The sequence below is a fragment of the Geobacillus sp. E263 genome (genome assembly GCF_007197795.1).
In the GTDB taxonomy this organism is placed as follows: domain Bacteria; phylum Bacillota; class Bacilli; order Bacillales; family Anoxybacillaceae; genus Parageobacillus_B; species Parageobacillus_B toebii.
Window position 1 is genome coordinate 1,539,861 of sequence record NZ_CP041632.1, and the last position, 23,798, is coordinate 1,563,658.

32 protein-coding genes and 5 pseudogenes are annotated in these 23,798 nt (G+C 41.1%); 30 read left to right on the plus strand and 7 right to left on the minus strand.

The genetic code is table 11. The annotated features are described in order from the left end of the window. Window positions 1–15 precede the first annotated feature (15 nt). The 4 genes from tlp (at window position 16) to FNL97_RS07995 (ending at window position 1,522) form a co-directional block, all read left to right on the plus strand. Window positions 16–249 carry a small acid-soluble spore protein Tlp gene (tlp, locus tag FNL97_RS07980; RefSeq protein WP_015864060.1) on the plus strand — a complete coding sequence of 78 codons (234 nt, stop codon included), beginning with the start codon at window positions 16–18 and terminating at the stop codon, window positions 247–249. Between the two features lie 116 nt (window positions 250–365). Continuing rightward, complete coding sequence (locus FNL97_RS07985) at window positions 366–782, plus strand: acyl-CoA thioesterase (RefSeq protein WP_015864059.1); 417 nt, start codon at window positions 366–368, stop codon at window positions 780–782. 13 nt (window positions 783–795) lie between these two features. After that, the gene (locus tag FNL97_RS07990; protein ID WP_015864058.1) at window positions 796–1,098 is read left to right on the plus strand and encodes a hypothetical protein; all 303 of its coding nucleotides are present in this window, start codon (window positions 796–798) and stop codon (window positions 1,096–1,098) included. 19 nt (window positions 1,099–1,117) lie between these two features. Continuing rightward, window positions 1,118–1,522: a hotdog fold thioesterase gene (locus FNL97_RS07995; protein WP_015864057.1), complete on the plus strand. Its 405-nt coding sequence runs from the start codon at window positions 1,118–1,120 to the stop codon at window positions 1,520–1,522. Between the two features lie 77 nt (window positions 1,523–1,599). On the opposite strand, the gene FNL97_RS08000 is transcribed toward FNL97_RS07995, so the two are convergent. Continuing rightward, window positions 1,600–1,887 (minus strand): HesB/YadR/YfhF family protein, encoded by a 288-nt coding sequence (locus tag FNL97_RS08000; protein ID WP_015864056.1) that lies wholly within the window; start codon window positions 1,885–1,887, stop codon window positions 1,600–1,602. 109 nt (window positions 1,888–1,996) lie between these two features. On the opposite strand from FNL97_RS08000, the gene FNL97_RS17950 reads away from it, so the two are divergent. Together FNL97_RS17950 and FNL97_RS08005 are read left to right on the plus strand one after the other, a co-directional pair. Next, window positions 1,997–2,134 (plus strand): hypothetical protein, encoded by a 138-nt coding sequence (locus tag FNL97_RS17950; RefSeq protein ID WP_015864055.1) that lies wholly within the window; start codon window positions 1,997–1,999, stop codon window positions 2,132–2,134. A gap of 267 nt (window positions 2,135–2,401) precedes the next feature. Continuing rightward, window positions 2,402–3,340: a magnesium transporter CorA family protein gene (locus tag FNL97_RS08005; RefSeq protein ID WP_062677371.1), complete on the plus strand. Its 939-nt coding sequence runs from the start codon at window positions 2,402–2,404 to the stop codon at window positions 3,338–3,340. A 19-nt stretch (window positions 3,341–3,359) separates the two neighbouring features. On the opposite strand, the pseudogene FNL97_RS08010 reads toward FNL97_RS08005, so the two are convergent. Beyond that, a pseudogene (locus FNL97_RS08010) lies at window positions 3,360–3,635 on the minus strand (DUF502 domain-containing protein); the annotation flags it as partial. Between the two features lie 161 nt (window positions 3,636–3,796). Here FNL97_RS08010 and FNL97_RS08015 point away from each other — a divergent pair. The 7 genes and pseudogenes from FNL97_RS08015 (at window position 3,797) to yodN (ending at window position 8,560) form a co-directional block, all read left to right on the plus strand. Continuing rightward, window positions 3,797–5,236 (plus strand): NAD(P)/FAD-dependent oxidoreductase, encoded by a 1,440-nt coding sequence (locus FNL97_RS08015; protein ID WP_143415410.1) that lies wholly within the window; start codon window positions 3,797–3,799, stop codon window positions 5,234–5,236. 114 nt (window positions 5,237–5,350) lie between these two features. Next, window positions 5,351–5,836 carry a tetratricopeptide repeat protein gene (locus tag FNL97_RS08020; protein WP_143415412.1) on the plus strand — a complete coding sequence of 162 codons (486 nt, stop codon included), beginning with the start codon at window positions 5,351–5,353 and terminating at the stop codon, window positions 5,834–5,836. Between the two features lie 79 nt (window positions 5,837–5,915). Continuing rightward, window positions 5,916–6,911 (plus strand): biotin synthase BioB, encoded by a 996-nt coding sequence (gene bioB, locus FNL97_RS08025; RefSeq protein ID WP_062755965.1) that lies wholly within the window; start codon window positions 5,916–5,918, stop codon window positions 6,909–6,911. A 113-nt stretch (window positions 6,912–7,024) separates the two neighbouring features. After that, window positions 7,025–7,144: an FAD-dependent oxidoreductase gene (locus tag FNL97_RS08030; RefSeq protein WP_015864049.1), complete on the plus strand. Its 120-nt coding sequence runs from the start codon at window positions 7,025–7,027 to the stop codon at window positions 7,142–7,144. Beyond that, a pseudogene (locus FNL97_RS08035) lies at window positions 7,120–7,320 on the plus strand (pyridine nucleotide-disulfide oxidoreductase); the annotation flags it as partial. The gene FNL97_RS08030 and the pseudogene FNL97_RS08035, both read left to right, overlap by 25 nt. Before the next feature lie 247 nt (window positions 7,321–7,567). Next, on the plus strand, window positions 7,568–7,786 hold the full coding sequence (locus FNL97_RS08040; protein WP_041269683.1) for a YozE family protein: 219 nt from the start codon (window positions 7,568–7,570) through the stop codon (window positions 7,784–7,786). A gap of 129 nt (window positions 7,787–7,915) precedes the next feature. Further along, window positions 7,916–8,560, plus strand: a complete 645-nt coding sequence (gene yodN, locus FNL97_RS08045) for a germination protein YodN (RefSeq protein ID WP_062677719.1) — start codon at window positions 7,916–7,918, stop codon at window positions 8,558–8,560. Here the strand turns inward: yodN and FNL97_RS18370 are convergent. Beyond that, a complete protein-coding gene (locus tag FNL97_RS18370) occupies window positions 8,542–8,664 on the minus strand; it encodes a hypothetical protein (RefSeq protein WP_255265223.1) in 123 nt (40 codons plus the stop codon). The two genes, yodN and FNL97_RS18370, sit on opposite strands and share 19 nt — an antisense overlap. A gap of 137 nt (window positions 8,665–8,801) precedes the next feature. Here FNL97_RS18370 and FNL97_RS08050 point away from each other — a divergent pair, with 137 nt between their 5' ends. After that, the gene (locus FNL97_RS08050; RefSeq protein ID WP_041269910.1) at window positions 8,802–8,987 is read left to right on the plus strand and encodes a YozD family protein; all 186 of its coding nucleotides are present in this window, start codon (window positions 8,802–8,804) and stop codon (window positions 8,985–8,987) included. 17 nt (window positions 8,988–9,004) lie between these two features. Here FNL97_RS08050 and FNL97_RS08055 read toward each other — a convergent pair whose 3' ends face one another. Further along, window positions 9,005–9,355, minus strand: a complete 351-nt coding sequence (locus tag FNL97_RS08055; RefSeq protein WP_286173521.1) for a DUF2515 family protein — start codon at window positions 9,353–9,355, stop codon at window positions 9,005–9,007. Here FNL97_RS08055 and FNL97_RS18375 point away from each other — a divergent pair. The 3 genes from FNL97_RS18375 to FNL97_RS17955 all read left to right on the plus strand — a co-directional run bounded on the left by FNL97_RS18375 (window position 9,305) and on the right by FNL97_RS17955 (window position 10,261). Next, window positions 9,305–9,511, plus strand: a complete 207-nt coding sequence (locus FNL97_RS18375; RefSeq protein ID WP_082798123.1) for a hypothetical protein — start codon at window positions 9,305–9,307, stop codon at window positions 9,509–9,511. The two genes, FNL97_RS08055 and FNL97_RS18375, sit on opposite strands and share 51 nt — an antisense overlap. A 157-nt stretch (window positions 9,512–9,668) precedes the next feature. Beyond that, window positions 9,669–9,986 (plus strand): YodL domain-containing protein, encoded by a 318-nt coding sequence (locus FNL97_RS08065; RefSeq protein ID WP_062677717.1) that lies wholly within the window; start codon window positions 9,669–9,671, stop codon window positions 9,984–9,986. Window positions 9,987–10,102: 116 nt separating this feature from the next. Continuing rightward, window positions 10,103–10,261, plus strand: coding sequence for a hypothetical protein (locus FNL97_RS17955; RefSeq protein ID WP_160331302.1), 159 nt, complete (start codon window positions 10,103–10,105; stop codon window positions 10,259–10,261). Between the two features lie 72 nt (window positions 10,262–10,333). Here the strand turns inward: FNL97_RS17955 and yoyE are convergent, their stop codons facing one another. Further along, window positions 10,334–10,492 carry a protein YoyE gene (gene yoyE / locus FNL97_RS17960; RefSeq protein WP_015864042.1) on the minus strand — a complete coding sequence of 53 codons (159 nt, stop codon included), beginning with the start codon at window positions 10,490–10,492 and terminating at the stop codon, window positions 10,334–10,336. A 296-nt stretch (window positions 10,493–10,788) separates the two neighbouring features. Between yoyE and FNL97_RS08070 the strand changes: the two genes are divergently transcribed. From FNL97_RS08070 to FNL97_RS17970, 6 genes and pseudogenes are all read left to right on the plus strand, one after another. Next, entirely contained in the window at window positions 10,789–11,190 is a 402-nt protein-coding gene (locus FNL97_RS08070) for a hypothetical protein (protein WP_041269682.1), read from the plus strand. A 319-nt stretch (window positions 11,191–11,509) separates the two neighbouring features. Further along, window positions 11,510–12,217 carry a purine-nucleoside phosphorylase gene (gene deoD, locus FNL97_RS08075; protein ID WP_015864038.1) on the plus strand — a complete coding sequence of 236 codons (708 nt, stop codon included), beginning with the start codon at window positions 11,510–11,512 and terminating at the stop codon, window positions 12,215–12,217. A 164-nt stretch (window positions 12,218–12,381) separates the two neighbouring features. Then, on the plus strand, window positions 12,382–13,227 hold the full coding sequence (locus FNL97_RS08080) for a M15 family metallopeptidase (protein WP_015864037.1): 846 nt from the start codon (window positions 12,382–12,384) through the stop codon (window positions 13,225–13,227). Window positions 13,228–13,500: 273 nt separating this feature from the next. Further along, window positions 13,501–14,669, plus strand: a pseudogene (locus FNL97_RS08085) (IS256 family transposase). A gap of 214 nt (window positions 14,670–14,883) precedes the next feature. Next, complete coding sequence (locus tag FNL97_RS17965; RefSeq protein ID WP_012749540.1) at window positions 14,884–15,024, plus strand: hypothetical protein; 141 nt, start codon at window positions 14,884–14,886, stop codon at window positions 15,022–15,024. 11 nt (window positions 15,025–15,035) lie between these two features. Next, window positions 15,036–15,182: a hypothetical protein gene (locus tag FNL97_RS17970; RefSeq protein WP_012749539.1), complete on the plus strand. Its 147-nt coding sequence runs from the start codon at window positions 15,036–15,038 to the stop codon at window positions 15,180–15,182. Window positions 15,183–15,405: 223 nt separating this feature from the next. Here the strand turns inward: FNL97_RS17970 and FNL97_RS08090 are convergent, their stop codons facing one another. Then, entirely contained in the window at window positions 15,406–16,335 is a 930-nt protein-coding gene (locus tag FNL97_RS08090) for a DMT family transporter (RefSeq protein WP_100660200.1), read from the minus strand. Window positions 16,336–16,494: 159 nt separating this feature from the next. Between FNL97_RS08090 and FNL97_RS08095 the strand changes: the two are divergent. Further along, window positions 16,495–17,663: pseudogene (locus FNL97_RS08095) on the plus strand (ISL3 family transposase). Window positions 17,664–18,121: 458 nt separating this feature from the next. Here FNL97_RS08095 and FNL97_RS08100 read toward each other — a convergent pair. Then, a complete protein-coding gene (locus FNL97_RS08100) occupies window positions 18,122–19,558 on the minus strand; it encodes a DDE-type integrase/transposase/recombinase (RefSeq protein ID WP_143415414.1) in 1,437 nt (478 codons plus the stop codon). Between the two features lie 169 nt (window positions 19,559–19,727). Between FNL97_RS08100 and FNL97_RS08105 the strand changes: the two genes are divergently transcribed. The 6 genes and pseudogenes from FNL97_RS08105 (at window position 19,728) to rarD (ending at window position 23,720) form a co-directional block, all read left to right on the plus strand. Beyond that, window positions 19,728–20,315 (plus strand): hypothetical protein, encoded by a 588-nt coding sequence (locus FNL97_RS08105; RefSeq protein WP_143415416.1) that lies wholly within the window; start codon window positions 19,728–19,730, stop codon window positions 20,313–20,315. A 148-nt stretch (window positions 20,316–20,463) separates the two neighbouring features. Further along, window positions 20,464–20,760 carry a hypothetical protein gene (locus tag FNL97_RS08110; RefSeq protein WP_062754767.1) on the plus strand — a complete coding sequence of 99 codons (297 nt, stop codon included), beginning with the start codon at window positions 20,464–20,466 and terminating at the stop codon, window positions 20,758–20,760. A gap of 439 nt (window positions 20,761–21,199) precedes the next feature. After that, window positions 21,200–21,310 (plus strand): annotated as a pseudogene (locus tag FNL97_RS08115) (D-alanyl-D-alanine carboxypeptidase family protein); the annotation flags it as partial. Window positions 21,311–21,516: 206 nt separating this feature from the next. Beyond that, on the plus strand, window positions 21,517–22,395 hold the full coding sequence (locus FNL97_RS08120; RefSeq protein ID WP_062677715.1) for a cation diffusion facilitator family transporter: 879 nt from the start codon (window positions 21,517–21,519) through the stop codon (window positions 22,393–22,395). A gap of 152 nt (window positions 22,396–22,547) precedes the next feature. Next, entirely contained in the window at window positions 22,548–22,682 is a 135-nt protein-coding gene (yjcZ, locus tag FNL97_RS08125; RefSeq protein ID WP_143416302.1) for a sporulation protein YjcZ, read from the plus strand. A gap of 105 nt (window positions 22,683–22,787) precedes the next feature. Beyond that, the gene (gene rarD / locus FNL97_RS08130) at window positions 22,788–23,720 is read left to right on the plus strand and encodes an EamA family transporter RarD (protein ID WP_062677714.1); all 933 of its coding nucleotides are present in this window, start codon (window positions 22,788–22,790) and stop codon (window positions 23,718–23,720) included. The last annotated feature ends 78 nt before the right edge of the window (window positions 23,721–23,798 follow it).

Genomic DNA, 23,798 nt, shown 5'->3' on the forward strand with positions numbered 1-23,798 from the left:
GAAGGAGGAAACGTGATGGCACATCATCGTCCTAAACCGGATGATCGTAGCGATAATGTAGAAAAATTGCAAGATATGGTACAAAACACCATTGAAAATATCGAAAAGGCTGAAGAGACAATGCAATTCGCTTCTCCGGAAGAGCGAGAAAAAATCGCTGAAAAAAACAAGCGGCGCGAAGAAGCGATTGCAGCAATGCGTGCTGAAATTAAAGATGAGGCAGCGGCACGCGAAAACGGCTATCGATAATATAGACAACGGAGTAATCCTGATTGCAGGATGACTCCGTTTTTTTATCTAATAAAACATGGAGTATGATAAGATATAGTTGTATACACGCAAGGATAGTAACGGAGGGAGAACTAATGAAAGTCGCTGAAAAGCAAATTGAAGTACGTTATGCGGAAACGGATCAAATGGGGGTTGTTTATCATGCTAATTATCTCGTTTGGATGGAAGTCGGCCGAACAGAGCTGATCAAACAGTTAGGTTTTCATTACGCCGATATGGAGAAACAAGGGATTATTTCTCCGGTTGTTGATCTTCAAGTTTCGTACAAAAAACCGCTCCATTATGGGGAAACAGCGACCGTCCGTACATGGATTGATGCGTATGACGGCATTCGTGTGACATATGGCTATGAAATTTTGACACCGGACGGAGAAGTTGCTGTGACGGGCAAATCCCAGCACGTTTGTGTAAAGCGCGATACGTTTCGCCCGATTGTCATTCGCAAATATTTCCCGGATTGGCATGAAGCATACGAACGTGCGAAAAAGTAAGGAGATACATACGATGGCTTTTGGCATTCGCAGGCAGGAATTAATCGAATGGAAGGAGAAAGTAAAAAAAGGGGAAATCGCGTTTTTAACTCATTATTGGTATGACGAACGGTTTCCACAATATACGACAGTAACAAAAGTTGGCTGTTCGGATGTAGAAAAACTTGCGGCATGGGGAGAAAAATACGGATTGCGAAGAGAATGGATTCACCAGCGTGAGTTGTTTCCACATTTTGATTTGCTTGGAGAAAAGCAAATCATGATTTTGCAGCAAGAGGGTCTGTTTGATCATCTCAAACGGTTTCGTCTACTGTAAGTAAAGGGGAGAGGGAAAGATGAATTTGGCTAATTTAAAAGAGATTGGAAAAGGAACGTTATTAGAAGCATTAGGCATTGAGATTACAGAGTTAGGAGAAGGACGTGTCGTAGCGACGATGCCCGTTGACCATCGCACACATCAGCCGTTTGGGCTTCTCCATGGCGGTGCTTCCGTAGCTTTGGCAGAAACGGTTGCGAGCATCGGCGCGTATGCGCTTGTCGATCAAGAAAAGGAAAGCGTTGTTGGTTTAGAAATAAACGCCAATCATGTACGCGCTGTTCGAAATGGCACCGTCACTGCTACAGGCACCGTTCTTCACCGAGGAAAGACGACGATGGTATGGGATATTAAAATCGTCGATGAACAACAGCGGCTTGTCTGTGTTTCCCGCTGTACGATCGCTGTTATCAAAAAAAGCTAGCCTTTTCGAAAAAGTGCTAGCTTTTTCTGCTTCAGCAATACGTTCCTTCTTTTCATCACCATGGGAAGGGGGAGCGATCATTCGATAATAAACACCGGTTCATTTGCCTGCTCATTGAAATCGATGATTAAGTTATGGCGATCAAAATACCATATGTCGCTATCCTCTACAAAAAAGGTGACTCCACCAACCGTTGTTTGCGCTCTTGGTTCTACAGGCTCATCTTTTGCCACACCAAGCGAAAATCCTTTTTGTACGGTGCTGCATCCACCGTAGCGCGCGAAAAAGCGGACAGCATCCCCCTCTTGTAAGTCAAGCTCTTCTTTGTACCATTCGAATGCTTTTGGCGTCAAAATAATGTCCATTTTTCACCCTCCTCATCTTTATTATAACATGATGTAAAAAGTTCATAATGTGACTAAATCGTGTCCAGTTGACAAAAAGTAAAAAGAGAAATAAAAAGGAGGACTAAAAATGGAGAAAAAAACCTCGTTTCCGCTGAGCTACGAATCCGATGGAGTGATGGGAAAAAAATCGAAAAAACGATCCAATAGCCGCAAAACAGAAAAAAATGATCGTGATTTTTTCAACACTACACCATCAAGCGAATAAAGTAGCCAGTAGGCTGCTTTTTTCTTTAGAAAACTACTATACAAATGCGCCATTCAACGTTATTATAATCAAGGAGTATTTTTTACGAAAGGAGTGACGTTTTCGTATATGAGTAGTCGAAGTTCGAGTGAACCAGAGCCGGAATATAGCGGGGGAGCATTGTCTTCTTCTTTTTCGATCACTGAGCTACTCATCGTACGAAAACGGGCTCCGATCGGAAAAGGAGAAGCGCAAACTTCCTCGCGGTGAAAAGGAGGAAGGATGCGTATGATGAAAATGTATTTATCGGATGCAAACGGAAAAATGAGAGAAATCGATGAAATTCAAAACGGCTGCTGGATTAATTTGGTAGCTCCGACGGAAGACGAAATCCGTTATATTGCTAATCATCTTGATATTCCAATCGATTCAATCACAGATGCGCTTGATGATGAGGAACGATCACGCATAGAAAAAGAAGATAATCACGTATTGATTATCGTTGATATTCCCATTGCCGCAAATGATGAAGTAGATGGTCCAATGTATGAAACGATTCCGATCGGCATGATTATTACGAATACGTGCTTCATTACTGTCTGTCTGCAGCAAAATCCGATTTTCGAGGAGTTTTCGAAAAACAAAATTAAAAACTTTTACACGTTTATGAAGACGCGTTTTGCTTTGCAAATGCTATATGTGATTTCCACTTATTATTTGCGTTATTTAAAACAAATTAGCCGCAGAACGACGGAAATCGAAAAAGAGCTTCATCAATCGATGAAAAATAAAGAATTGCTTTCGCTCCTCAGTGTGGAAAAAAGCTTAGTCTATTTTATGACGTCGCTGAAGGCGAACAATATTGTCATGGAACGGCTATTGCGTCTGAATTATTTGCGCATGTACGAAGACGATCAAGATTTGCTGCAAGATGTCATTATCGAAAATAAACAGGCGATTGAAATGGCGGAAGTATACAGCAGCATTTTAAGCGGAACGATGAACGCGTTTGCTTCGGTCATTTCGAATAACTTGAATATTGTAATGAAGTTTTTAACAGCGATTACGATTGTAATTTCCTTGCCGACAATGGTTGCAAGCTTCTATGGCATGAACGTGCCGATTCCATATCAGCATTCACCGTATGCATTTATGGTGGCGATGTTGATTGCTGGTTTGTTATCGACCATTACTGCGCTTATTTTTTGGAAAAAGCGATATTTTTAATTGCCAAAAGGGCTGCCTGTTATGTTTCAGGCAGCCCTTTCTTTTTGGATGAGGCCATTCCGCCGGAAAGCACAAATTTCATTGCTTCTTCCGGCTTCATATCAATAACCTGGACTTGTTCTTTCGGTACTAAAAAGGTAATGCCCGCTACCTGGAACGTTTGCGGAATATAGACAGCGACATGGTCTTGGAGCGGATTGAGCCAGTTTGCGACTTCTTCTGACGTGATAAATCCGATGCATTTCATTCCTGTATTAGGCAATTCCACCAACACTACTTTTGAAAAGGACCGTTTGTTACTTTATCAACTTATCAGTTTTTATCTGTGAAAACAAGATAGAAAAATGACGAACATTATTTATATATACATGAAGAAAAGTTCGTGTTTTATATTGACGAGAAGGAAAATAATTGATATAGTTACAAATGGAATACGGGAAGTGGGGGATTGAACAGATGAAGAGCCATTATGATGTCATTGTCGTCGGCGCAGGTCCGGCAGGCATTTTTACTTGCTATGAATTAACGCTGAAACTTCCGGGGGCGAACGTCCTGTTAATTGATAAAGGGCATGATATATATAAACGCAATTGTCCGATTCTTCAGAAAAAGATTGACAAATGCCCGCCGCCGGCCGGCAAAAAAGATTACGCCGGATGTGTGCCGGCATGCTCGATCACAAACGGATTTGGCGGCGCAGGTGCTTATTCGGACGGGAAATTTAACATCACCAGCGAATTCGGCGGCTGGATGACCGATTATTTGCCGGCTTCTAAAGTATTGGAACTCATCCGCTATGTTGACGAAATTAATTTAAAACACGGGGCGACAACAGCCATTACCGATCCAATGACGGAGAAAGTCAAAGAAATTGAGCGCCGCGCTTACGCAGCTGGGCTGAAGCTATTGCGCGCCCAAGTCCGCCATTTAGGGACGGAACAAAACTTAGAAATTTTAAAAAGCATTTTTGAATATTTGCGTGAACGAATCGACATGCGTTTTAAAACGGAAGTGGAAGATATTATAACGGAAAAAACGAACGATGGGCATCGCGTGACAGGAGTAGTTCTGAAAAACGGCGAAACGCTGACAGCAGTGAAAGTCGTCATCGCACCGGGACGCGACGGCTCGGTATGGCTGACAAAAATATTGCGGAAGCGCCGCTTGCGCATGATGAACAACCAAGTCGATATTGGCGTGCGCGTGGAAACATCGAACATCGTCATGGAAGAAATAAATGAACATTTGTATGAAGGAAAATTTATTTTCAATACGTCGGTTGGCACGCAAGTACGCACGTTTTGCAGCAATCCTTCGGGACACGTTGTCGTCGAAAACCATTCGGGCATCATGCTTGCGAACGGCCACGCGTACAGAGATCCAAAGCTTGGCAGCAACAATACAAACTTTGCTTTGCTTGTATCGCATAAATTCTCCGAACCGTTTGATAAACCGAATGAATACGCCCATGAAATTTCGCGGCTGGCAAACGCCTTATCGAACGGCGGCATCATCGTGCAAAAGTATGGCGACATTTTAAAAGGAAGACGCTCTACCGAAAAACGGATTAAGGAAGGGTTTATTGAGCCAACATTGAAAGAAGCGGTTCCTGGCGATTTAGGGCTTGTTCTTCCGTACAATACGATGAAAAGCATCATTGAAATGACGGAAGCGCTCAACCACGTCACACCTGGGATTGCTTCCGAGCATACGCTTTTTTACGGAGTCGAAGCGAAGTTTTATTCCGCCCGGCCAAAATTAAACGACCGATTTGAAACGGAAATTTCCGGACTGTATGTCGGTGGGGACGGCGCGGGAATTACGCGCGGCCTTGCCCAGGCAAGCGCCTGTGGCGTATGGATCGCCCGCGACATCGTAGAAAAATTAACCAAATAACAGTAAAAGGATATGTGTCCTGTATGGATACATATCCTTTTTTATATGACTAGTGAAGGATTTTTCGCTCGTTTGCTCGAACAACCACATATTGAGGAGAAGGAGGAAAATTAAATGTTGAATCAGGTGATAAAACTGATCGAAGCAAAGCGGTATGAAGAAGCGCAAACGATATTGCAGTCGTTGCTTGATGTACATCCTCAAGATGGAGCCGTTTATTTTTATTATGCAACTGCTTTGGATGCGTTAGGTTTGGAAAGAAGGGCAATTCCGTATTATGAAAAGGCGATTGATTATGGTATTGAAGGCGAACTTCGTCAGAAATCATTTATCCAATTAGGAAGCAGTTATCGCTGTATAGGCGAGTATGAAAAGGCAGCAAACGTATTGGCACAGGGATTAAAAGAGTTCCCTGAGAATGTAGCCTTACAAGCATTTTTGGCAATGACGTTTTATCATATGGGAGAAGAAAAAAGGGCGGTATCAATGTTGATTCATGCGTTAGTCGCTTCTTCCCCCGATCCTTGGATAAAAACATATGAAAAAGCGTTAATATTTTACGCCGACCATCTTGATGAAGTATGGGATCAAAATAGTTAACCTTTATAAAATTTTAGTTGACAATATAACTTCACTTCCGATACGATAAATGTAATCATATGGAAAGGGGAGAGGAAGAATGCCAAATTGGCTGGAATTAGCCGATCGTGTCATCGAAGGGTATGAATTGACAGATGAAGAAGCGCAAGCAATTTTAGATTGTCCCGATGAAGAACTGCTTTTGCTGATGCAAGGCGCGTATAACATTCGCCGCACATATTACGGCAATAAAGTAAAGTTAAATATGATTATTAACGCGAAATCCGGGCTTTGTCCGGAAAACTGCGGATATTGCTCACAGTCTGCCGTTTCGACAGCGCCGGTAAAAACGTATAAAATGGTGGATAAAGAAACGCTTATTCGCGGAGCGGAAGAAGCATATCGCATGCGCATAGGGACATACTGTATTGTCGCAAGCGGCCGCGGTCCGAGCGAAAAAGAAATCGATACCGTTGTTTCAGCGGTCAAAGAAATTAAAGAACGCTTCGGTTTGAAAATTTGCGCATGCCTCGGCATTTTGAAACCAGAACAAGCAGCGCGCCTGAAGGAAGCGGGAGTAGACCGCTACAACCATAACATTAACACATCGAAAGAACATCACCCGAACATCACGACTTCCCATACATATGATGACCGCGTAAGGACCGTTGAAACGGTAAAACAAGCTGGCATTTCTCCTTGTTCCGGCGTCATTATCGGCATGAAAGAAACGAAGCAAGACGTTATTAACATGGCACGAAGCTTGCGCATTCTTGATGCGGACTCCATTCCTATTAACTTTTTACACGCGATTGATGGCACGCCGCTTGAAGGAACAAATGAGCTCGATCCACGATATTGTTTAAAAGTATTGGCATTGTTCCGCTATATGAATCCAACGAAAGAAATTCGCATCGCCGGCGGACGGGAAGTGAATTTACGCTCGCTTCAGCCGCTTGGCTTATATGCGGCAAATTCTATTTTTGTCGGCGATTATTTAACAACAGCTGGCCAAGAAAAATCAGAAGATTATCGGATGCTGGAGGACCTTGGCTTTGAAATTGATTTTGCCGAGGAACAGCAGGCTGTCTGTTAATGGTTGATTTACGCTGTCTCTTTTACGGAGACAGCTTTTTTTTGTAAAGTGCATGAATACGAATCAGTAACGAACAATAAAAAAATAAAAGCAATGATGGGATGTGACATACGATGTACGAATGCATCATTATCGGGGGCGGCATTGCCGGATTGCAGGCGGCGATCCAGCTCGGCCGTTATCATCATCGCGTTCTTGTGATCGATGCAAACAACTTGGCGTGGAACGATTAGAAAACAAGCATATTCCTACAAATCCACGGACAAAACAAACAAATGTCCCGAATATTTGGGCGGCAGGGGACATTGGCGTTCATTCGGAACAAGTGACGATCGCCATGGGGGAAGGAACACAGGAAGCCATTTGGATTCATAAAAGCATTGTGAATGAACAAAGTGATCAAAACTAATAAGAAGCGTGCAACTCCTATTTTTCATAAGGTGAAACATAAAATATTTTCATGAAAATGCATCTTTCAGCGTACTATTTCATTACAAGAAAAAAGGGGGGATGGAAGCATCTATCATTGAATTTTACATAAAATGCTTGACGAAGATTAACGAAGAAAAACGCGGCTTTAGTTGTTTGACAGATGACAAAATCAAAAAAACTCACTAAAATGAACAACAAAGAATAGAAGGGAGAGGATGAGGACAATGGCGCGTTCGTTTTACCATTATTTATTGAAATTTCGTGATGGAAAAAAAGAAGATCCGTTCGTTCGGTTTGCTAACGGGGCATATTACGATCATAGTTTCCCGAAAACATCCGCCGATTATGATGAAATTAGTCGATATTTAGAACTAAACGGCGATTACTTAGATAGCATGATTATATTTGACGAACTATGGGAACAGTTTTCACAGGAGGCGTAAATGTCTTCCCATTCCCATATTTCTTTTTTGTAAGCGTTCTCAAAATACTTTTTTCGGGATGGAAAGGGGTGTCCACTTATTTTTGCCTGCATATAATGTAGTATCACTGCTTTTAAACGGGGGATATAGATGAGTGGTGCAAAACGGCCAAAATTTTCTATTGGAGATATTGTCGTGAATATGTTGTATGGAACGGTCGGCACGATAACGAATATTCAACAAATAGATGATGCATTTTTATATGAAATTAATCACAGCCGCAGTTTATTTATGGAACATGCGTTAGTTTTATTATCAGAATTTACTGGCGATTTATGGATCACGCAAGAAATAGAAGTGGAATTGCCGTTTTTCTTAGGTGAAATCGTTCGCGTCCACGATTACGGCGACGATCTATTTAAAGTGATTGGGGTGCGTACGGAAATTTATCGCTATCAAGAAGAAGGATGGGAAGAAATTGTCTATGAATTAAAACGATTGATCGACGGCTGGGAAATTGAAGTCAATATGGAGGATGTCATTCCTTTAGCAGATGACGAAGAATCATCCGTCATTATTTTGCAAGATATTGTCCTATCGGCGCCGATAAAAGCATACGTGCTTCTTTCTCCTTCCGAGGAGACGACCCCATCACAATCCATTGATGAGCTGCTTGATATGTATAATGATTACAAATATTTATACGAATGGTTTGGCGATGAACAATATAAACAAATGATGGAAACAGTTGTAAAACGTTTACGAATTGTTGCCAATTACCATAATAAAAATTGAACTAAAACGAAAATGAAATAAGGAACGCCAAGCAATATCATAGCCGCTCCCAGCAAATTCACAACTGTTTCCATTGTTTTATCGATGATTGACTGCTTGTCCATACAATTTCCCTCCGCTATTGTTTTTTACGCTACTAATGTATGGGCGAAGAGGGAAAATTAGTACATAGATGATCAAATTCTTTTGACATAAAACGGTATAAGTGCACATAAAACAATTACAAAGGGGGCGAGATGTGGTGAAGGAAATTGAGGTTGTTATTGATACGGAAGAAATTGCCGAATTTTTTTATCATGAATTGATCCGCCGCGGTTTTGTACCGACGCAAACGGAACTAGAAGAACTAGCGGATATTACGTTTGATTATTTATTGGAAAAATGTATTATTGATGAGGAGCTTGACATAGGAGACAACGACGAGTAAGCACTACTCGTCGTTTTTTATTGAACTGCTTTGACAGCTGCGTTTAGTGTTTGAATATTACGCATATAGTTTGCCGTTATATCTTCTTCTTTCATAACAGGGATGGTTTCCATCATTTTGATAATAGTTTTATCTGTAAACCAGTCACGGCGGTCGGAAAACGGATGGGAGATATTCGGCCATACCATCTCCAAACGTGGACTATAAATCCGGAAAGGATCTGCTTTTTCTGCAGAAAATAGTTGCGGCCAAAAATCGGCGCGTGAACCGGTATGCGCATGTTGTGAGGCAAATTGGTATGCTCGCTTTGCCAGCCGATGTTGAAAAAAATTATCAAAGCCATTTTCAAAGGAAGCATGTCGCATCATTATCATAAAGGCCATTACAGTAGCAGCGACCATTATCATAATTCAAAGGAGCATTATTCACATACCCATCCTTCCCACTACGGTTATAAGCATTATAAAAAGAAACACCATAGCGGCAGCTTCGGCAGCTTCTTTTCAAGCTTTTTTGGGAGTTAACGATGCGTCTACCTTATTTTTTCTCTTCGTTTGCCTGCTTATTCGAACACCGGTATTGAAAAGTCATTCGACAAAACAAGAGCAATTTTGCTGAAGGAATCGACATCGCTTATCACTAATATTTTATGAAATAAATGGGTAAAAGGAGCGATGTCGAATGGTACGTCTATTAATGAAAAAAATGCTCCATGTAGAGCGTAAGTATGATATCACTATATTTCAAACCCCGAGTTTTGGGCAGACGAAAGGGTACAGACAAGTATACAGATTGACGATCAATGCGTCCAATCACCAAGAAGCATTATCATATCTTTATCGTATGTTTAACGTATCCGATTTAATGCCAAAAGATTACCAAGCACGTTTTATGAGTACAGGAGATATCGTCTTAATTGATGAAGGACTAAAGGGGCAAGTGTATTACAAACTATGTCCGGAAGGATGGAAAAAAATTAATCGCATTCATATTCGTTAGTATAAAAATTCTAAATATTCTGTTTGAAAAAGAAAAAATGATGATATAATGAAGAAAAAAGTCGAATAGTTTACGTAAATTTCGGGTATGGATAATAAAGGAAGGGAGGCGATCACTTGGAGCGAAAAAAGAATAGCCACGAATTTCCGAAACTAGCGCCGGGAATGGATGATGAGAAGGAGCTTGACGAAAAAGCGACAAAAGAAGAGATTGCCCGGGGGGAATATACAAAAGTAGTTACTTTATCATTTGATGAAGTAGATCCTTCCACATAGAAACCCTTGTGTTACACAAGGGTTTCTAGATTATTTTTTCATATAAAACGGCTTTCATCATTGATTGCATTGTTATGAATCAGGGTTATCGTGATGACCCGGTCCGTTTTTTCTGCCTCCCGCGGCGGAGAATTCTTTCGCATGGGCGGCATCCTCAGCAATCAACGCTTCTTTTGGGATATGGTTATTCTTTTTTTGGCCGTTGATGCGGTTTCGGTGTTTTTTACCCATAAACAGCTTCCTCCTTCATTTATTGTATAACTAGAAAAGCCTGTGACTGGAGCGATTGGGTGAAGTGGAAAACGGTTTTGAACCGATCCGACAGGCGCTAAACACTAAGGAAGTGTTTGTCCATGATACTTACGGAACAGAGTGAGTGCCTGCACGCAGGTGTAGGAAAAACTCTTACGTCCGTCAAAATCTGCGACTTTTCTCATGCAGAGGTTCAATATTAGTTTGTACAGTTAAAAGCGATTCATTCGCGAAAGTTTTTGCAGTTAAATGATGATGGGGAAGGGGAAACGATGATGGCCGCGCTTTTTGTTTCCTTGTTGCTTTGCGTAATATCTGCAGCCATTTTGTTATTTGTCAAAGAACAAATAGAACGAATATTTTTTCGTTGGAAAGACGTTCCTTTTTTACATGTGATGAACGTGCTTATTGCAGGGGGGATTGTGGCAACTTCTTATTATATGTTTAGCGATATTGACGTGCATTTGTCAAAAATGACATGGACAAAACAGTTTTTGTACGTTTATGCAGGAGCAATAGAATTATTTCTCCCTATGTATATACTCGGCTGTTGGTTTATTCGCAAACGAAAAGAACGGGAGAAAAAATATACACTGAGCAAAGATAAAAAAGTATTGTATATTAATGAAAAATATTTAGCGCGCCGCCGGGATGATTATCACTCAAAGACGTCATAAACAAAGGGAGAATGTTTCTCCCTTAAAACTTTGTTTTTTCTTTTTTCGAAGTAGACGGTTGATTACTCGAACGGGATGATGGATTTGTTTTATTCGCATATTCCACTGCTTGTTCCAATTTCTTTTTCATCCGTGTGATGCCTCCTTTCGAAAGTTGAGACGAATGTATACAGCAAAAGTGCCATGAATGTTGCCAAGGGGTATACTCAGTATGCCCGTAGCGATTATTTTTTACACATCATACTGATTGTGTGATATGATAAAAAGGGCATAAAACGTGGTGCCAAAGAAGATAGGATGAATAAAGGAGGTATACCGCTTGAGCATTCATATCGAAGCAAAACAAGGAGAAATTGCCGATAAAATTTTGCTGCCGGGTGATCCGCTTCGCGCCCAATATATCGCGGAAACATTTTTAGAAGGAGCGACATGTTACAACCGCGTGCGCGGCATGCTTGGCTTTACTGGTACATATAAAGGCCATCGCATTTCCGTGCAAGGAACGGGAATGGGAGTTCCTTCAATTTCTATTTATGTCAATGAGTTAATCCAAAGCTATGGTGTACAAACATTAATTCGCGTCGGAACATGTGGAGCAATTCAAAAAGATGTGAACGTTCGTGATGTCATTTTAGCGATGAGCGCATCAACGGATTCGAATATGAACCGTTTGACTTTCCGCGGGCGGGATTATGCACCGACAGCGCATTTTGATTTGTTGCGGACTGCTTATGAAGTCGGTGTCGAAAAAGGGTTGAAGTTAAAAGTTGGCAACGTCTTTACCGCTGATATGTTTTATAATGACCAACCGGACTGGGAAACATGGGCGCGTTACGGCGTTTTGGCTGTCGAAATGGAAACGGCGGCGCTTTATACGTTAGCGGCAAAATTTGGCCGAAAAGCGCTTTCTGTACTAACGGTAAGTGACCATATTTTAACAGGAGAAGAAACAACAGCCCAAGAACGGCAAACCACGTTTAACGAGATGATTGAAGTGGCGCTAGAAACGGCGATCCGTGTTGGATAATAGATGTTTAAGTTCAACGCGCGGCTATCGTATTTCATTGTCATTCGCATTTAATTATAGCCGCTTCTAACAGTCATTGTGATGAAGTGGTGCCAAATATAGCGAAACGGGATATGCTAGAACGTGGGCTTTCTGTCGTGTATAGATTCGGAAAAGGTGAAATAATGAAACAGCTGTTTCGATGGATGATTTTTGTATTGCTTTTTTTATTTAGCGGATGCAGTCAATGGAATGATTTTCCAGGGGAACATGAAAAAGCATCAGATAAAACGAATAAACATATAATCACTCATCATGAAAAGAAAGAAAATGAAACGCCAAAAAAACCGGATGATTCTAAAGATCGTGAAGCGATAGATCCGGATCTATTGTTAGAACCGGAATATTGGAATATTGTTGAAGTGCAAAACGGCCAGAAAGTGATTATGAACCCAAGTAATATATTAGCGCTTGTGAATAAAGAACAATCGCTGCCAGCTGCATATAAGCCGAACGATTTAGTTGCACCGCGCGTTCCGTTTTCGTTTGCCGAAAAAAATGTGGACAAGCGGTATATGCGCGCCGAGGCAGCGAAAGCGCTCGAAGCGTTATTTGCCGCCGCTCGTAAAGAAGGAATCCAGCTTGTAGCCGTGTCTGGCTATCGTTCATATGAGCGCCAAAAAATGATATTTGCGGAAGAAGTAAAAGAAAAAGGAAAAGAGAGGGCGATTCATGCGGTCGCACTGCCAGGGCAGAGCGAACACCAAACTGGATTGGCAATGGATATAACAAGCCAAAGTGTTGGGTACAAATTGACGACTGCTTTTGGAGAAACAAAAGAAGGAAAATGGGTCGCCCTGCATGCGCATGAGTACGGATTTATTATTCGCTACCCAAAAGGAAAAGAAGCGATTACGGGATACCAATATGAGCCGTGGCATCTTCGGTATGTCGGCAAAAAAGCAGCAAAAGTGATGTTTGAAAGACAAATTACGTTAGAAGAGTATTTTCAAATCGTAAGGAAAATGTAAGGAGAAATTGCAAAAAGGCGAGATATAACCAAGACCAAATTTACGCCTTCTTTCATGTTGTAAAACATGAAAGAAGGCGTATTTTATTTTGGCTAAAACAAAAACGAAAAAATATACCCGCAATCATTCTGATAAACCTTTCACCATTGACGATGCCTGAAATTTCGTGATGATGTATAAAATTTTGTGTAAAGCATTTTGCTAGAACAAAAGAAAAAAGTAGGGTATTCTCTGATTTGGACCAAAAATCTTAGAGAAAGGAGTACCCTACCTATGTCTAAAAGAAGTATACCGAATGTCGACTGGGCAAATCAACTGGAAAGTGTCATTCGTCAGTTTGTAAAGGAAAAATTAGAGCTGATTATGTGGGAAGAAATCAAGAATTTCCTCGAAATCGAACAGGATGGAACGCCGAATAGGAGAAACGGCTACTATCAACGAAATCTAGATACGCAATATGGCCGGATTGAGGGTCTTTTGGTTCCAAGAGACCGAAACGGGGAATTTCAAACACAGTTGTTTGCCCCTTACCAACGGCACACCGGCTGGCTGGAGGAAGCCATCATCAGGATGTATCAAAGTGGCATGAGCACGCGTGAAATTGGCAAGTTTATTGAACGAATTTTAGGCAATGCCTATTCTCCTGCAACCATCAGCCGTATTACCGATGTAGTGAAGGAAGACATCGAGAAATGGCACACTCGTCCACTGCACAAGCGTTATTCCGTCTTATATTTGGATGGTTTATACGTAAAACTTCGTCGCGAAACCGTGGAGAAAGAAGTCATTTATGTGGTGTTAGGGGTGAACGAAGAAGGATATCGCGAAATTCTTGATTTCTTTGTGGGAGGACAGGAAAGCGCCTATGTATGGCAGGAAATTCTTCAACAACTATACAACAGGGGCGTAAAGGAAGTGCTTCTTGGCGTATTCGATGGACTACCGGGGTTGGAGGAAGCCTTTAAGGCGGTTTGTCCGAAAGCCGATGTGCAACGTTGTGTCGTTCACAAAGTCCTCAACACGCTCCATCGTGTTCGGAAAAAAGACCAATTCGAAGTGGCCGAGGATCTCAAGCTGATTCATCGCGCGCCGAATAAGGAGATGGGTTACAAATGTTTCAACAGTTTGAGTCGAAATGGTCCAGCAAATATCCAAGAGAAGTTCAATCTTGGGCCAATGAGTTGGATGTCCTCCTTACATTTATGGATGATCCAAGCAGTATTCGAAGTGTGATTTACACGACCAATGCCATCGAACGAACGATCAAGGAGATTCGGAAACGCCTAAAACCGATGAACAGTTTGAATAGTTTAGAAGCCGCTGAAAAAATCGTGTATTTGACCATTCAAGATTTTAATGAGAAATGGGCAGGGCGAAAGTTGCGAGGATTTGCCGAAGCGCATGAAGCTCTTCAACGAATGTTTGAAGAACGTTATTGTTAACCAAATATTGTAAATAAACAAAATAAGGGGATTCTCCCTTTCCACACAAGAGACTGAATATTCAGTCTCTTGTGTGGAGAAAATCAGTCCCCTATCAATTCAAATCCATTTCAGAGAAACCCTACCCCATTTACATTACACAAAATTCTTGACGGTACCTATCTTTATGTTAATGTTATTGTATAAATAATAAAGATTTATGGAGGAATTCAATATGAAAGTATTGGATTTAATTATCGATTTTGTTAACCGTCAGGATACATTTATTAGAATAGGATTTTATGTAGGGGCATCTTTTATTATTTTATTAGCAGGGTATTTAGTAGGAGGATTTATTGCTAGAATAACGGGGTAGGGGAAAGAAAGATGATTTGGGTTGTTGGTTTGATTTTTTTTATTGTTACTGTATTAAGTATTATCTTTTATTTTAAATGGAATGACAAAAAATATCTGATTTTAGGTGGTATTTCTCTTTTTCTAACCTCTTTTGTTATTGGTTATATAAGTAGTTAGTGGAGTTTTGTTTTATGGACTGTTCGAACGCAACACGATGGAATTTACTGCTTATAATCTTGATTATGTTGCATTCCAAACTTATCCAGAAATCATCCCCCTTGAAACATCAGGGGGCGAGTGTATCGTAAAAGCGTCATTTTAAATTGCGTATAATTTACGTTATGCTCACACTCCAACGTTTAATATAGAGTCCAATAATAAAAGCTAAGCGACAATTTGCTTAGCTTTTTATATTTGTAGAAAATCGTTCTATTTTACGCCTTTCTTTAGGTTTAGCCACGGTTGCTAAGTAAACACCAATCGTAACCAACAATGCTCCAATTGCAATATTAACAGTCATTTTTTCTCCGAGTAACAACCAGTCTAGAAAAATAGCCACAAGAGGAACAAATAATAGGGAAATAGAAGCTACTGTAGTATCAAGCTTTGTTAACACCACATACCAACATGTAAAGCAGAATGAGGATGCAATAACTCCTGTGTATATCAGAATAAAAATACTTATAGGTGTAAACTGTATAGGTTGACCCCACTCCATAAGAATGGCGGCAACTACTACTCCAATGGTTCCGAAAATCATTTGCCAGGTTGATACTATAATTTTATTATGATTGCTAAAATATTTTTTAACAATTACATTTGCCCCAGCCCAAGAAATAGCAGCTAGTAAAAGTAAACATTCACCGAAAATGACACTTTTGTTTTGAATAGTAAAAAATTCAAACCCAATAATGGATAGTAAACCAGAAATACCCAGGACAAGACTAATTACCTTGTAATAGTTTAATGATTCATGAAGAAAGATATATCCGAGGATTCCACTCCATATAGGCATCGAGTAAATCAGTATTGAAGATTTGCTCACATTTACAAACATCATTCCGTAATTGATTAATAAAAACATGGCGGTTGTTTGTAACAAACCCACTATAAAAAGGATAATCCATTCTGTACCTTTTGGTCTAGTGGGCTTTAAAAAAAATAAAACTAATATCATCGCAAATGAAGCAAGTAAAAAGCGTAAAGCCGCAAATGTAAAGGGTCCCATGTAACTTAATCCAATCTTCGTTAGAACCCATCCATAACTCCATAACAAAATAATAGTTACTAATAAAAAGGTGTATAAATACTGACTTGACATCTTTTTCATTTTCCATTACCCCCAAATAAATACAAAAATATCTTTAATTGGCTCTTCACCACAAAATGTACTTGACAATCAGGTTGTTTTCTGATCAAGGGTACAAAAAATGCGAAATTTCCTGTATGGTAAAGGTGACCAAACCATCAAACATGGAGGAAATTTCGCATGCAATCTCAGTTTATCAAAGATTTGATCACTTTACCAGGCTTTCTTATTCATGGAGAACGAAAAGAGGGAGAACGATGGATTTTTGAACTTTCCCTCCCTCCTCATTGTCCGATCTGCCCGACTTGCTTCGGACGGACAACCAAAATATCATCGAAACGAAAACAATGGATTCATGGCTATACCAATACGGTCGGTTTATTTTGGATTGAACTTCCCATAGAAAGACGGCGTTGCCAAGCCTGTTTTCTGACGTTCACCGTTTCTTATCCGGGACTTCCGTCTCACAGTATCGCGACGGAATCGTTTCAACATTGGGTCGCCCAGTTATGCATCGGAAAAACGATTCAAGAAGTCGCTCGCTTGTTACAACTCGCCTATACGACAGTAGAACGCTGGTTTTATCAATATGCCCCGGCTCTTTTACCAACATCGAATCCTACAGTAGTATGTGTGGATGAATTCGCTTTCCGAAAGGGACATGATTACGGAGCAGCGGTGATGGACACACAGACTCGGAATGTCCTTTCCATTGCTTCTGGAAAAAATGAAGAAGCCATTGTGGAGGCGCTTCAACCCGTCGCCTCCAAAGTGAAGTATGTTGTCAGCGACTTGGCTCCTGCCATGAGAAAAGCCATTGAAAAGGTATGTCCAAAAGCCATCCATGTTCTTGACCACTTCCATGTGATTCAGTTATTCACCGATGCACTGGAACGTTGTCGCAAATACCTTGCCAAAGGCGGAACCAAACATGGAAGCGTTCGCCGCGTGTGCCGATGGTTAAGCCAACGTCCAGAAAAATTAACAGAAGAAGAGAGACAGGAAGTTCGACAATGGTGCCAAGAAAGTGCTTATTGACGTGATGTCTATCAAGCACTTCAACATTTCCGTTACGTATCCAAAAGCCAAACAAGAAAGCAAGCCGAAACTCGTTTGACCCAATGGTTTGACCGGTACTTTTTAGCGACTGTGCCGCCGTACGCAGTATTGCCAAGGCACTCATCACCCGAAGAGACGCAGTGCTTTCTTGCATCGTTTTTTCTTACTCAAATGGTCCAATGGAAGGAATCAACAACAAAATAAAATTGATCAAAAGGCGAGGATATGGGGATCGAAATATCCAGCGTTTTACTTTGCGTGTCCGTCTAGAGACCTCTATCACATTTTAACGTAAAAATCAAGTACATCTTTTGGTGATGAACCCTCTTTTTAGAATTTTATGAAAAAACAACCAAATATAATGTATAGTATTAAATATAAGACATTGATATCAAAGTGCTAAAAATTGTTTAACTGTACTTGATGTTACAGAGTAGATGGGCATTTTTATTTTCATTACTTTTACTTGTCAGTATAATGGATGGGTAGCGTCAAAAGTTTTATGAAAACTCCACATCCGCCATCCCATGGAGCATCGTAAGGCATCCTTGGAGCCGGATTCGCTCTTGACCAACACCCGCCAAAGGTGTGAAAGGGACGTCAAGGGCGACGGGGACAAAAAAGAGGGCATAGGAAAGCCGCCCTTGCCCTTACCGAATTTTACCTTTGACGAGGTTCGGTTGGTCAAGGGTTCGCTTCGACGAATCCGGCTGTTCTTCTGATCCATGGGCTCCGGCGGACAAAAAAGTTAGGCTGCCTCTTGTTGGAGGAAATCTTGAGCCATGGCGATCAGCTTCGTCCACCGGGCCGGCATATGGGGCAGGTCGGCGAGCTCCGGGATGACGACAGGAACCCGGCCTTCGAGTGCACCGTGCGGGCGCAGGAAGTTGAAATACGCTACAAACAGCGTGACAAAGGAGACCGAGCCTTCTTCCGCGCCAAATCCGTGAGTCGGCCGATAGTTGCCTTTAAACGTCCGGTTGAATCGCTCGATGATTTGTTTGAGCGCGCGGAACTCCTCGGACACCGGATCCTCATTGGTCAGTCCGATCACTTGGCGGACGTCAAACGGAATCCCGTGCTGGGCAAAAAAGTGCTGCGCCAGCAGGTAAATGGGATTGCCGTCGACGACGAACGACAAATCGTCCGGGATGGACGGCAGCTTTCGCAGGACGTCATCGATGGCGTGGATGGCCGACAACGTATCCCGGTGGGGCGAGACGCGATACGACAACACCACTTTTTTCACGGCATCAAACATAAAAAACAGGTAATGCCAGCGTCCTTTCACGCGAATATACGTCTCGTCCCCACAGAACGAGCCGGACAGCTCGTACGGGAACCGGTCGACAAACGGCTGAATCATGAGCGCGACGCTATTGGCGTAGTTGAGTACCGTCTGATGGGAGATCGACACGCCATGCACATCCTTCATGATTCCGGCTGTCTGTCTGGAGGACATCCCATAGTTAACGTAGTACGTCAACACGAGTCCGAGGGTGTGCGACGACACCGCCAGACGAGACAAATCGACCTTTGGCTTTTTCGGCGACGATGGGGCCAATGGTTGAAAGTCAAACAAAAACTCACGGAACAGATACCGCACCTTGAAGGCTTGAGGGTTCTGCTGGAACCGTTGGCGTTCTTTTTGGCTCATCCGGCGAAGGTTCTTTTGGTAAAACGGGCAGTCGTTGTTCTTGCATTTGTAGATGTAGTAGTCCTTGCGTTCTTTGATTTTCTCAAGCGTTTGGAAGCAGTGCGGGCAACGAAAGACCGCTTGCTTTTTGAACCGATTTCGATGGTTGAACCGGCATTGGCACACTTTGCATTGGTACTGCCCTTTTCCGCCGTTGTTGGCGTACAGGTAGGATGACGGCGCCTGGCAACGGGGACACGTCAACGAATCCGGAACACGGTGTTTAGCGTTGTCCCGGCGTTGGATCGGCGGCAACGGACGGCCGTGCCGGGCTTCGTAGTCGGCTAAAAGCTGCCGGTAGTCGAGTGTTTCTGGGACATCGATGATGGGAAGGTCATCGACTTGAAGTTTTCGGTACGGTTTTCGAACCGGTTCGTCCATGTCTTTGCGGCTTAAGGATTTTCCTAATAAGGCACCAATTAAATAGACAATGATTTGATGTTGGGACTTGATTATTTCGAGCAAATAGGCTAATAATTGAGGTAACAAGCTTGTCACTCCTTTGTTTTGGTGTGTTGGGTGTGGGGTTACCTCAATGATGGCCTAAAACAACGGGGGTGGCAAGCTTTTTTTATTCTAACCGTTGAAACTCAATGAAAAACAGTGAGTGTGGAGGATAAACTTTTGACAATACCAATGGATGGAAGGGGGTGCTAAAATGAAAAACATATGGAAAAAATGGTGGTTTTGGGCCATCCTTGTGGTTTTATTTATTATCGGAAGTGTGACTGGGAACAGCGACGATGAACAGAAAGCACAACCGATATCAAAACCAAAAGCTACGCAGGAAGAGAAGAAAGAGGGGGATACACAAGAAAAGCAGCAGGGAACAACTGATAAGCAGCAACAAACTAAAAAGGATATAGAACAGCAGATAAGCAACGAAACCTTTTTGACAAAAGACGAATTTAATAAACGGTTTAAGCTCGATCCTAACGAAAAACAGTATGAGAATGGAAAGTTTCAGTTGAAAGATGGTTCGACCATAAACGTGGATTACTTAACATATGGAGAATCCGAATTGTTTACATATGCTACAGCTACCTTTTATCAGGGGAATTTAGTTCATCTTCAAGTTGAAACCGACAAATCACTCGAAGAAATACTTAAAGGACTGGGAATAACGACTACAAAAGACACCAAAGTGGAAACCCAGAATTGGGGAGATACATTTGTACATGACATTACGCTTGATAAGACATTCGATGACTCTAATATTGCTGTTTTCCCAAACGAACAGGATTAATTTAAAGATTAGACCGTTTATCAGAAGCAGAAAGAAGTATCAAATTTAATATTGGGTGCGTTAATTCAAAAAGCGATTCATCCTTTTTATTGAGCTAAAGGGCATCAATAGTTGAATAAAGAATATTACGATAGTAAGGGGGGATAATATGAGCAAAAGTGACTTTAAAGCATTTCTGGGTGGAAAGGTAGATATTTTTTCTCGAGGCACTTTTCAGCAACTCACTTTTCTAATTATCTTTTCTCCCCTTTTCACAAGCATGTTTAAGGAAAAAGTTTTGCTTTATGCCATCTTTGTTTTATTAATTACAATCAGTAATTTGGGTGTTGAGTATTTTGCTATAACAAAAAAAGGTTCTAGTCCTAAAAATTATATAGGATTGTTTTTGTTAATTAGTCTCCCTATCAATATTATAATTTTGTTGATTTTTTATATCATGCCTTAATAAGTATTTTCAAAGTAATGACCCTATAATTTATCATTTTATAAAAAAACGCCTAGCAGAATGAAGTAATCCAAAAGAAAATACCTCCTGAATCGAATGTATAATTAAGATTATTCAAGTTCATTTCGAGCGCCCGCAGAGACTCCATGTCAAGCAACAAGAGGTATGAAATTTTATACAGATAATTGTATATGCTTATTTGCCATTTAATACATTTTTTAATTGCCAAAAACACAATAAAGTTCAAGTAAATGTTGACGATTATCACATGAGTGGAATCATGCGAATGAAGCAGATGAAGAATGAAACTGCGCTTGAAAGAGTGTGGTTTTTAAAAGATATTCTTGATAAAACCAAAACTTAGATGATAGAATGAAGAAAAGATAACATGAAAGAAGGCTATTTTTCAATAATTTTATATGGTTATATCTTTTTACGTTACCAATATGAGCCGTGGCATCTTCGGTATGTCGGCAAAAAAGCAGCAAAAGTGATGTTTGAAAGACAAATTACGTTAGAAGAGTATTTTCAAATCGTAAGGAAAATGTAAGGAGAAAACGGCCTGCAACCATCGGCAGGCCGTTTTTTTACGTTCTGTTGCATCATACGCAGTAGTGGTTTGCCTTTACTCAAAAAAGTTACCCAAGTAAGAAAAAGTTTGTCCACATCTATACTCCTTCCAAAAGCCAACTTTGTTGCTATAGACTTACATGTTTTTATATTGGTACACTTATAAATGCAGAAAGGACAGCTAGGTTGGTGAAATGTGTGGAAACAAAAGGAAAAGCAGAATTAGGGGCTTGGGTCAGTATCGTTAGCTACATAATATTAGCGATAAGCAAACTCATCGTCGGTTCTATTGCTCATTCTGACGGCGTCAAAGCGGACGGATGGAATAATTTTAGCGATATTCTTGCTTCTGTCGCGATTTTAATTGGGATTAAAATTGCCAAAAAACCGCGTGACCGCAACCATCCGTATGGACATTCACGCGCGGAAAATATCTCATCCTTAATTGCTGCGTTCATGATGATGTCCATCGGCATCGATGTGATCATTGAAGGAATTTCTTCCGTTTTTCAATCCGAAAAAGAAAGTGCTCCTGAGCCTTTCGCCGCATTTGTCGCTGTTGCATCTGCTCTTGTAATGATAGCCGTATATTATTTTAATGCACAGTTAGCGAAACGAACGAATAGTCAAGCGCTTGCTGCGGCCGCAAAAGACCATCTGTCCGATGCGCTTGTAAGCATTGGAACGGTCGTTGGAATTATTGGAGCGCAAGTTCGTCTATTGTGGCTTGATCCGCTTGTGGCTGCACTGATTGGAGGAATGATTTGTAAAACCGCTTGGGAAGTATTTATGGAAACGTCCCATACGTTAACCGATGGGTTTGACGAACATATGTTGACGACATACAAACAAGAAATCGCAGCCATTGATGGGGTAAAGAACGTTGCCGATATAAAAGCAAGAATGTTAGGCAGTTATGTCGTCCTTGATGTAACAATACATGTTGATCCAAATTTAACGGTGGTAAAAAGCCACGAAATTGCCGATGAAGTGGAACGCCTGATGAAAAAACGCCATAATATTGAAGCGACGCATGTCCATATCGAACCGGAAAGAACTCCTTAATCTGGGCATTTGCCCGGACGTTATGATGGGCGGATGCATATAATGACGGTGAATCGTCAAAGAAGGCGCCCGCTATAAGCGGTGTTTACTCTTAAATGATGGTTGTTTGTACTTGCCTTGGCCGTTATTTAACGAAAAAGGAGGAGATTATGATGTGGTATTATGATGGATATGCGCCGCATTACTATGGTTACGGTTATGGAGGCCGCTTTGGTTACAGCTTTTCATTTACTTTGATTGTTGTATTGTTTATTTTGCTCATCATTGTGTTGGCGGCAATTAAATAATAAAGACGCCTGTTTATTGCAGGCGTTTTTTCTTGGAAAAAAACAGAAAACGAATTATAATAAATCAGTAAAATGAAAGCAATAAAATAAAAAGGGGATAGAGCATTGAGTCAAGCAAATGAAGAGAAAATCGGAATATGGTATACGGCGTTTTCTTATTTGTTGTGGGGAATTTTACCGCTCTATTGGAAGCTTTTGGAGTCTCGTCCTGCGATGGAAATTTTAGCACACCGCATTATTTGGTCGTTTTTCTTTATGGTTGTGCTGCTTATTGCAACGAGGCAAATAGCATCGTGGCGAAAACAGGTTTCGATGATGATGAAAAAGCCAAAATTAGCAGGAGGAATAATCGCAGCGGCTATACTAATCAGCGTGAATTGGTTTGTATACATATGGGCGGTTACCCATGGGCATGTGGTGGAAACAAGCTTAGGTTATTATATTAATCCACTCGTCAGCGTTGTATTAGGAGTGGTGGTGTTAAAAGAACGGCTTAATTTATGGCAATGGATTTCCTTTATTCTTGCGAGTATCGGAGTTTGTGTGATGACTTTTCAATACGGTACATTTCCATGGATTGCGTTAACGCTTGCTTTTTCTTTCGGGATTTATGGGCTGGTGAAAAAACTGGCAAGCGTTGATTCCGCGATTGGTTTAACAGTGGAAACGATGGTCGTCACACCGATTTCTTTCATCTATTTGTTTATTTTATATGATCATTCTTCACTGTTATCAACGCTCACTATTTGGCAATTGTTATTATTGATTGGTGCTGGTCCGGCAACTGCGGTTCCGCTCTTATATTTTGCAAAAGGAGCAAGACGGATTTCGCTTACCATGCTCGGATTTCTTCAATATATCGCTCCGACGTTAACGTTATTGTCTGGCATATTTTTGTTTCACGAAGCGTTTACGAAAGCGCACGTATATACGTTTAGCTGTATTTGGGCGGCGCTTGTCATTTTTTCTTTTTCTAAAACAAAATGGATGCAAGGATGGCATGATAAAATTATTAATCGTAACTCATTTGGCATATAGAAAACGGATCGATGATATCGGTCCGTTTTTTATTTTGCATTGTGTTGAACACCCATTTTTATAAAAATATCTAACCAT

What these genes read in the sequence shown, in the direction of transcription:
- tlp (WP_015864060.1), top strand. Translation starts at nt 16, where the DNA reads ATGGCACATCATCGTCCTAAACCGGATGATCGTAGCGATAATGTAGAA.
- FNL97_RS07985 (WP_015864059.1), top strand. Translation starts at nt 366, where the DNA reads ATGAAAGTCGCTGAAAAGCAAATTGAAGTACGTTATGCGGAAACGGAT.
- FNL97_RS07990 (WP_015864058.1), top strand. Translation starts at nt 796, where the DNA reads ATGGCTTTTGGCATTCGCAGGCAGGAATTAATCGAATGGAAGGAGAAA.
- FNL97_RS07995 (WP_015864057.1), top strand. Translation starts at nt 1,118, where the DNA reads ATGAATTTGGCTAATTTAAAAGAGATTGGAAAAGGAACGTTATTAGAA.
- FNL97_RS08000 (WP_015864056.1), bottom strand. Translation starts at nt 1,887, where the DNA reads ATGGACATTATTTTGACGCCAAAAGCATTCGAATGGTACAAAGAAGAG.
- FNL97_RS17950 (WP_015864055.1), top strand. Translation starts at nt 1,997, where the DNA reads ATGGAGAAAAAAACCTCGTTTCCGCTGAGCTACGAATCCGATGGAGTG.
- FNL97_RS08005 (WP_062677371.1), top strand. Translation starts at nt 2,402, where the DNA reads ATGATGAAAATGTATTTATCGGATGCAAACGGAAAAATGAGAGAAATC.
- FNL97_RS08015 (WP_143415410.1), top strand. Translation starts at nt 3,797, where the DNA reads ATGAAGAGCCATTATGATGTCATTGTCGTCGGCGCAGGTCCGGCAGGC.
- FNL97_RS08020 (WP_143415412.1), top strand. Translation starts at nt 5,351, where the DNA reads ATGTTGAATCAGGTGATAAAACTGATCGAAGCAAAGCGGTATGAAGAA.
- bioB (WP_062755965.1), top strand. Translation starts at nt 5,916, where the DNA reads ATGCCAAATTGGCTGGAATTAGCCGATCGTGTCATCGAAGGGTATGAA.
- FNL97_RS08030 (WP_015864049.1), top strand. Translation starts at nt 7,025, where the DNA reads ATGTACGAATGCATCATTATCGGGGGCGGCATTGCCGGATTGCAGGCG.
- FNL97_RS08040 (WP_041269683.1), top strand. Translation starts at nt 7,568, where the DNA reads ATGGCGCGTTCGTTTTACCATTATTTATTGAAATTTCGTGATGGAAAA.
- yodN (WP_062677719.1), top strand. Translation starts at nt 7,916, where the DNA reads ATGAGTGGTGCAAAACGGCCAAAATTTTCTATTGGAGATATTGTCGTG.
- FNL97_RS18370 (WP_255265223.1), bottom strand. Translation starts at nt 8,664, where the DNA reads ATGGACAAGCAGTCAATCATCGATAAAACAATGGAAACAGTTGTGAAT.
- FNL97_RS18375 (WP_082798123.1), top strand. Translation starts at nt 9,305, where the DNA reads ATGTTGAAAAAAATTATCAAAGCCATTTTCAAAGGAAGCATGTCGCAT.
- FNL97_RS08055 (WP_286173521.1), bottom strand. Translation starts at nt 9,355, where the DNA reads ATGATGCGACATGCTTCCTTTGAAAATGGCTTTGATAATTTTTTTCAA.
- FNL97_RS08065 (WP_062677717.1), top strand. Translation starts at nt 9,669, where the DNA reads ATGGTACGTCTATTAATGAAAAAAATGCTCCATGTAGAGCGTAAGTAT.
- yoyE (WP_015864042.1), bottom strand. Translation starts at nt 10,492, where the DNA reads ATGGGTAAAAAACACCGAAACCGCATCAACGGCCAAAAAAAGAATAAC.
- FNL97_RS08070 (WP_041269682.1), top strand. Translation starts at nt 10,789, where the DNA reads ATGGCCGCGCTTTTTGTTTCCTTGTTGCTTTGCGTAATATCTGCAGCC.
- FNL97_RS08080 (WP_015864037.1), top strand. Translation starts at nt 12,382, where the DNA reads ATGAAACAGCTGTTTCGATGGATGATTTTTGTATTGCTTTTTTTATTT.
- FNL97_RS17965 (WP_012749540.1), top strand. Translation starts at nt 14,884, where the DNA reads ATGAAAGTATTGGATTTAATTATCGATTTTGTTAACCGTCAGGATACA.
- FNL97_RS17970 (WP_012749539.1), top strand. Translation starts at nt 15,036, where the DNA reads ATGATTTGGGTTGTTGGTTTGATTTTTTTTATTGTTACTGTATTAAGT.
- FNL97_RS08090 (WP_100660200.1), bottom strand. Translation starts at nt 16,335, where the DNA reads ATGAAAAAGATGTCAAGTCAGTATTTATACACCTTTTTATTAGTAACT.
- FNL97_RS08105 (WP_143415416.1), top strand. Translation starts at nt 19,728, where the DNA reads ATGAAAAACATATGGAAAAAATGGTGGTTTTGGGCCATCCTTGTGGTT.
- FNL97_RS08110 (WP_062754767.1), top strand. Translation starts at nt 20,464, where the DNA reads ATGAGCAAAAGTGACTTTAAAGCATTTCTGGGTGGAAAGGTAGATATT.
- yjcZ (WP_143416302.1), top strand. Translation starts at nt 22,548, where the DNA reads ATGTGGTATTATGATGGATATGCGCCGCATTACTATGGTTACGGTTAT.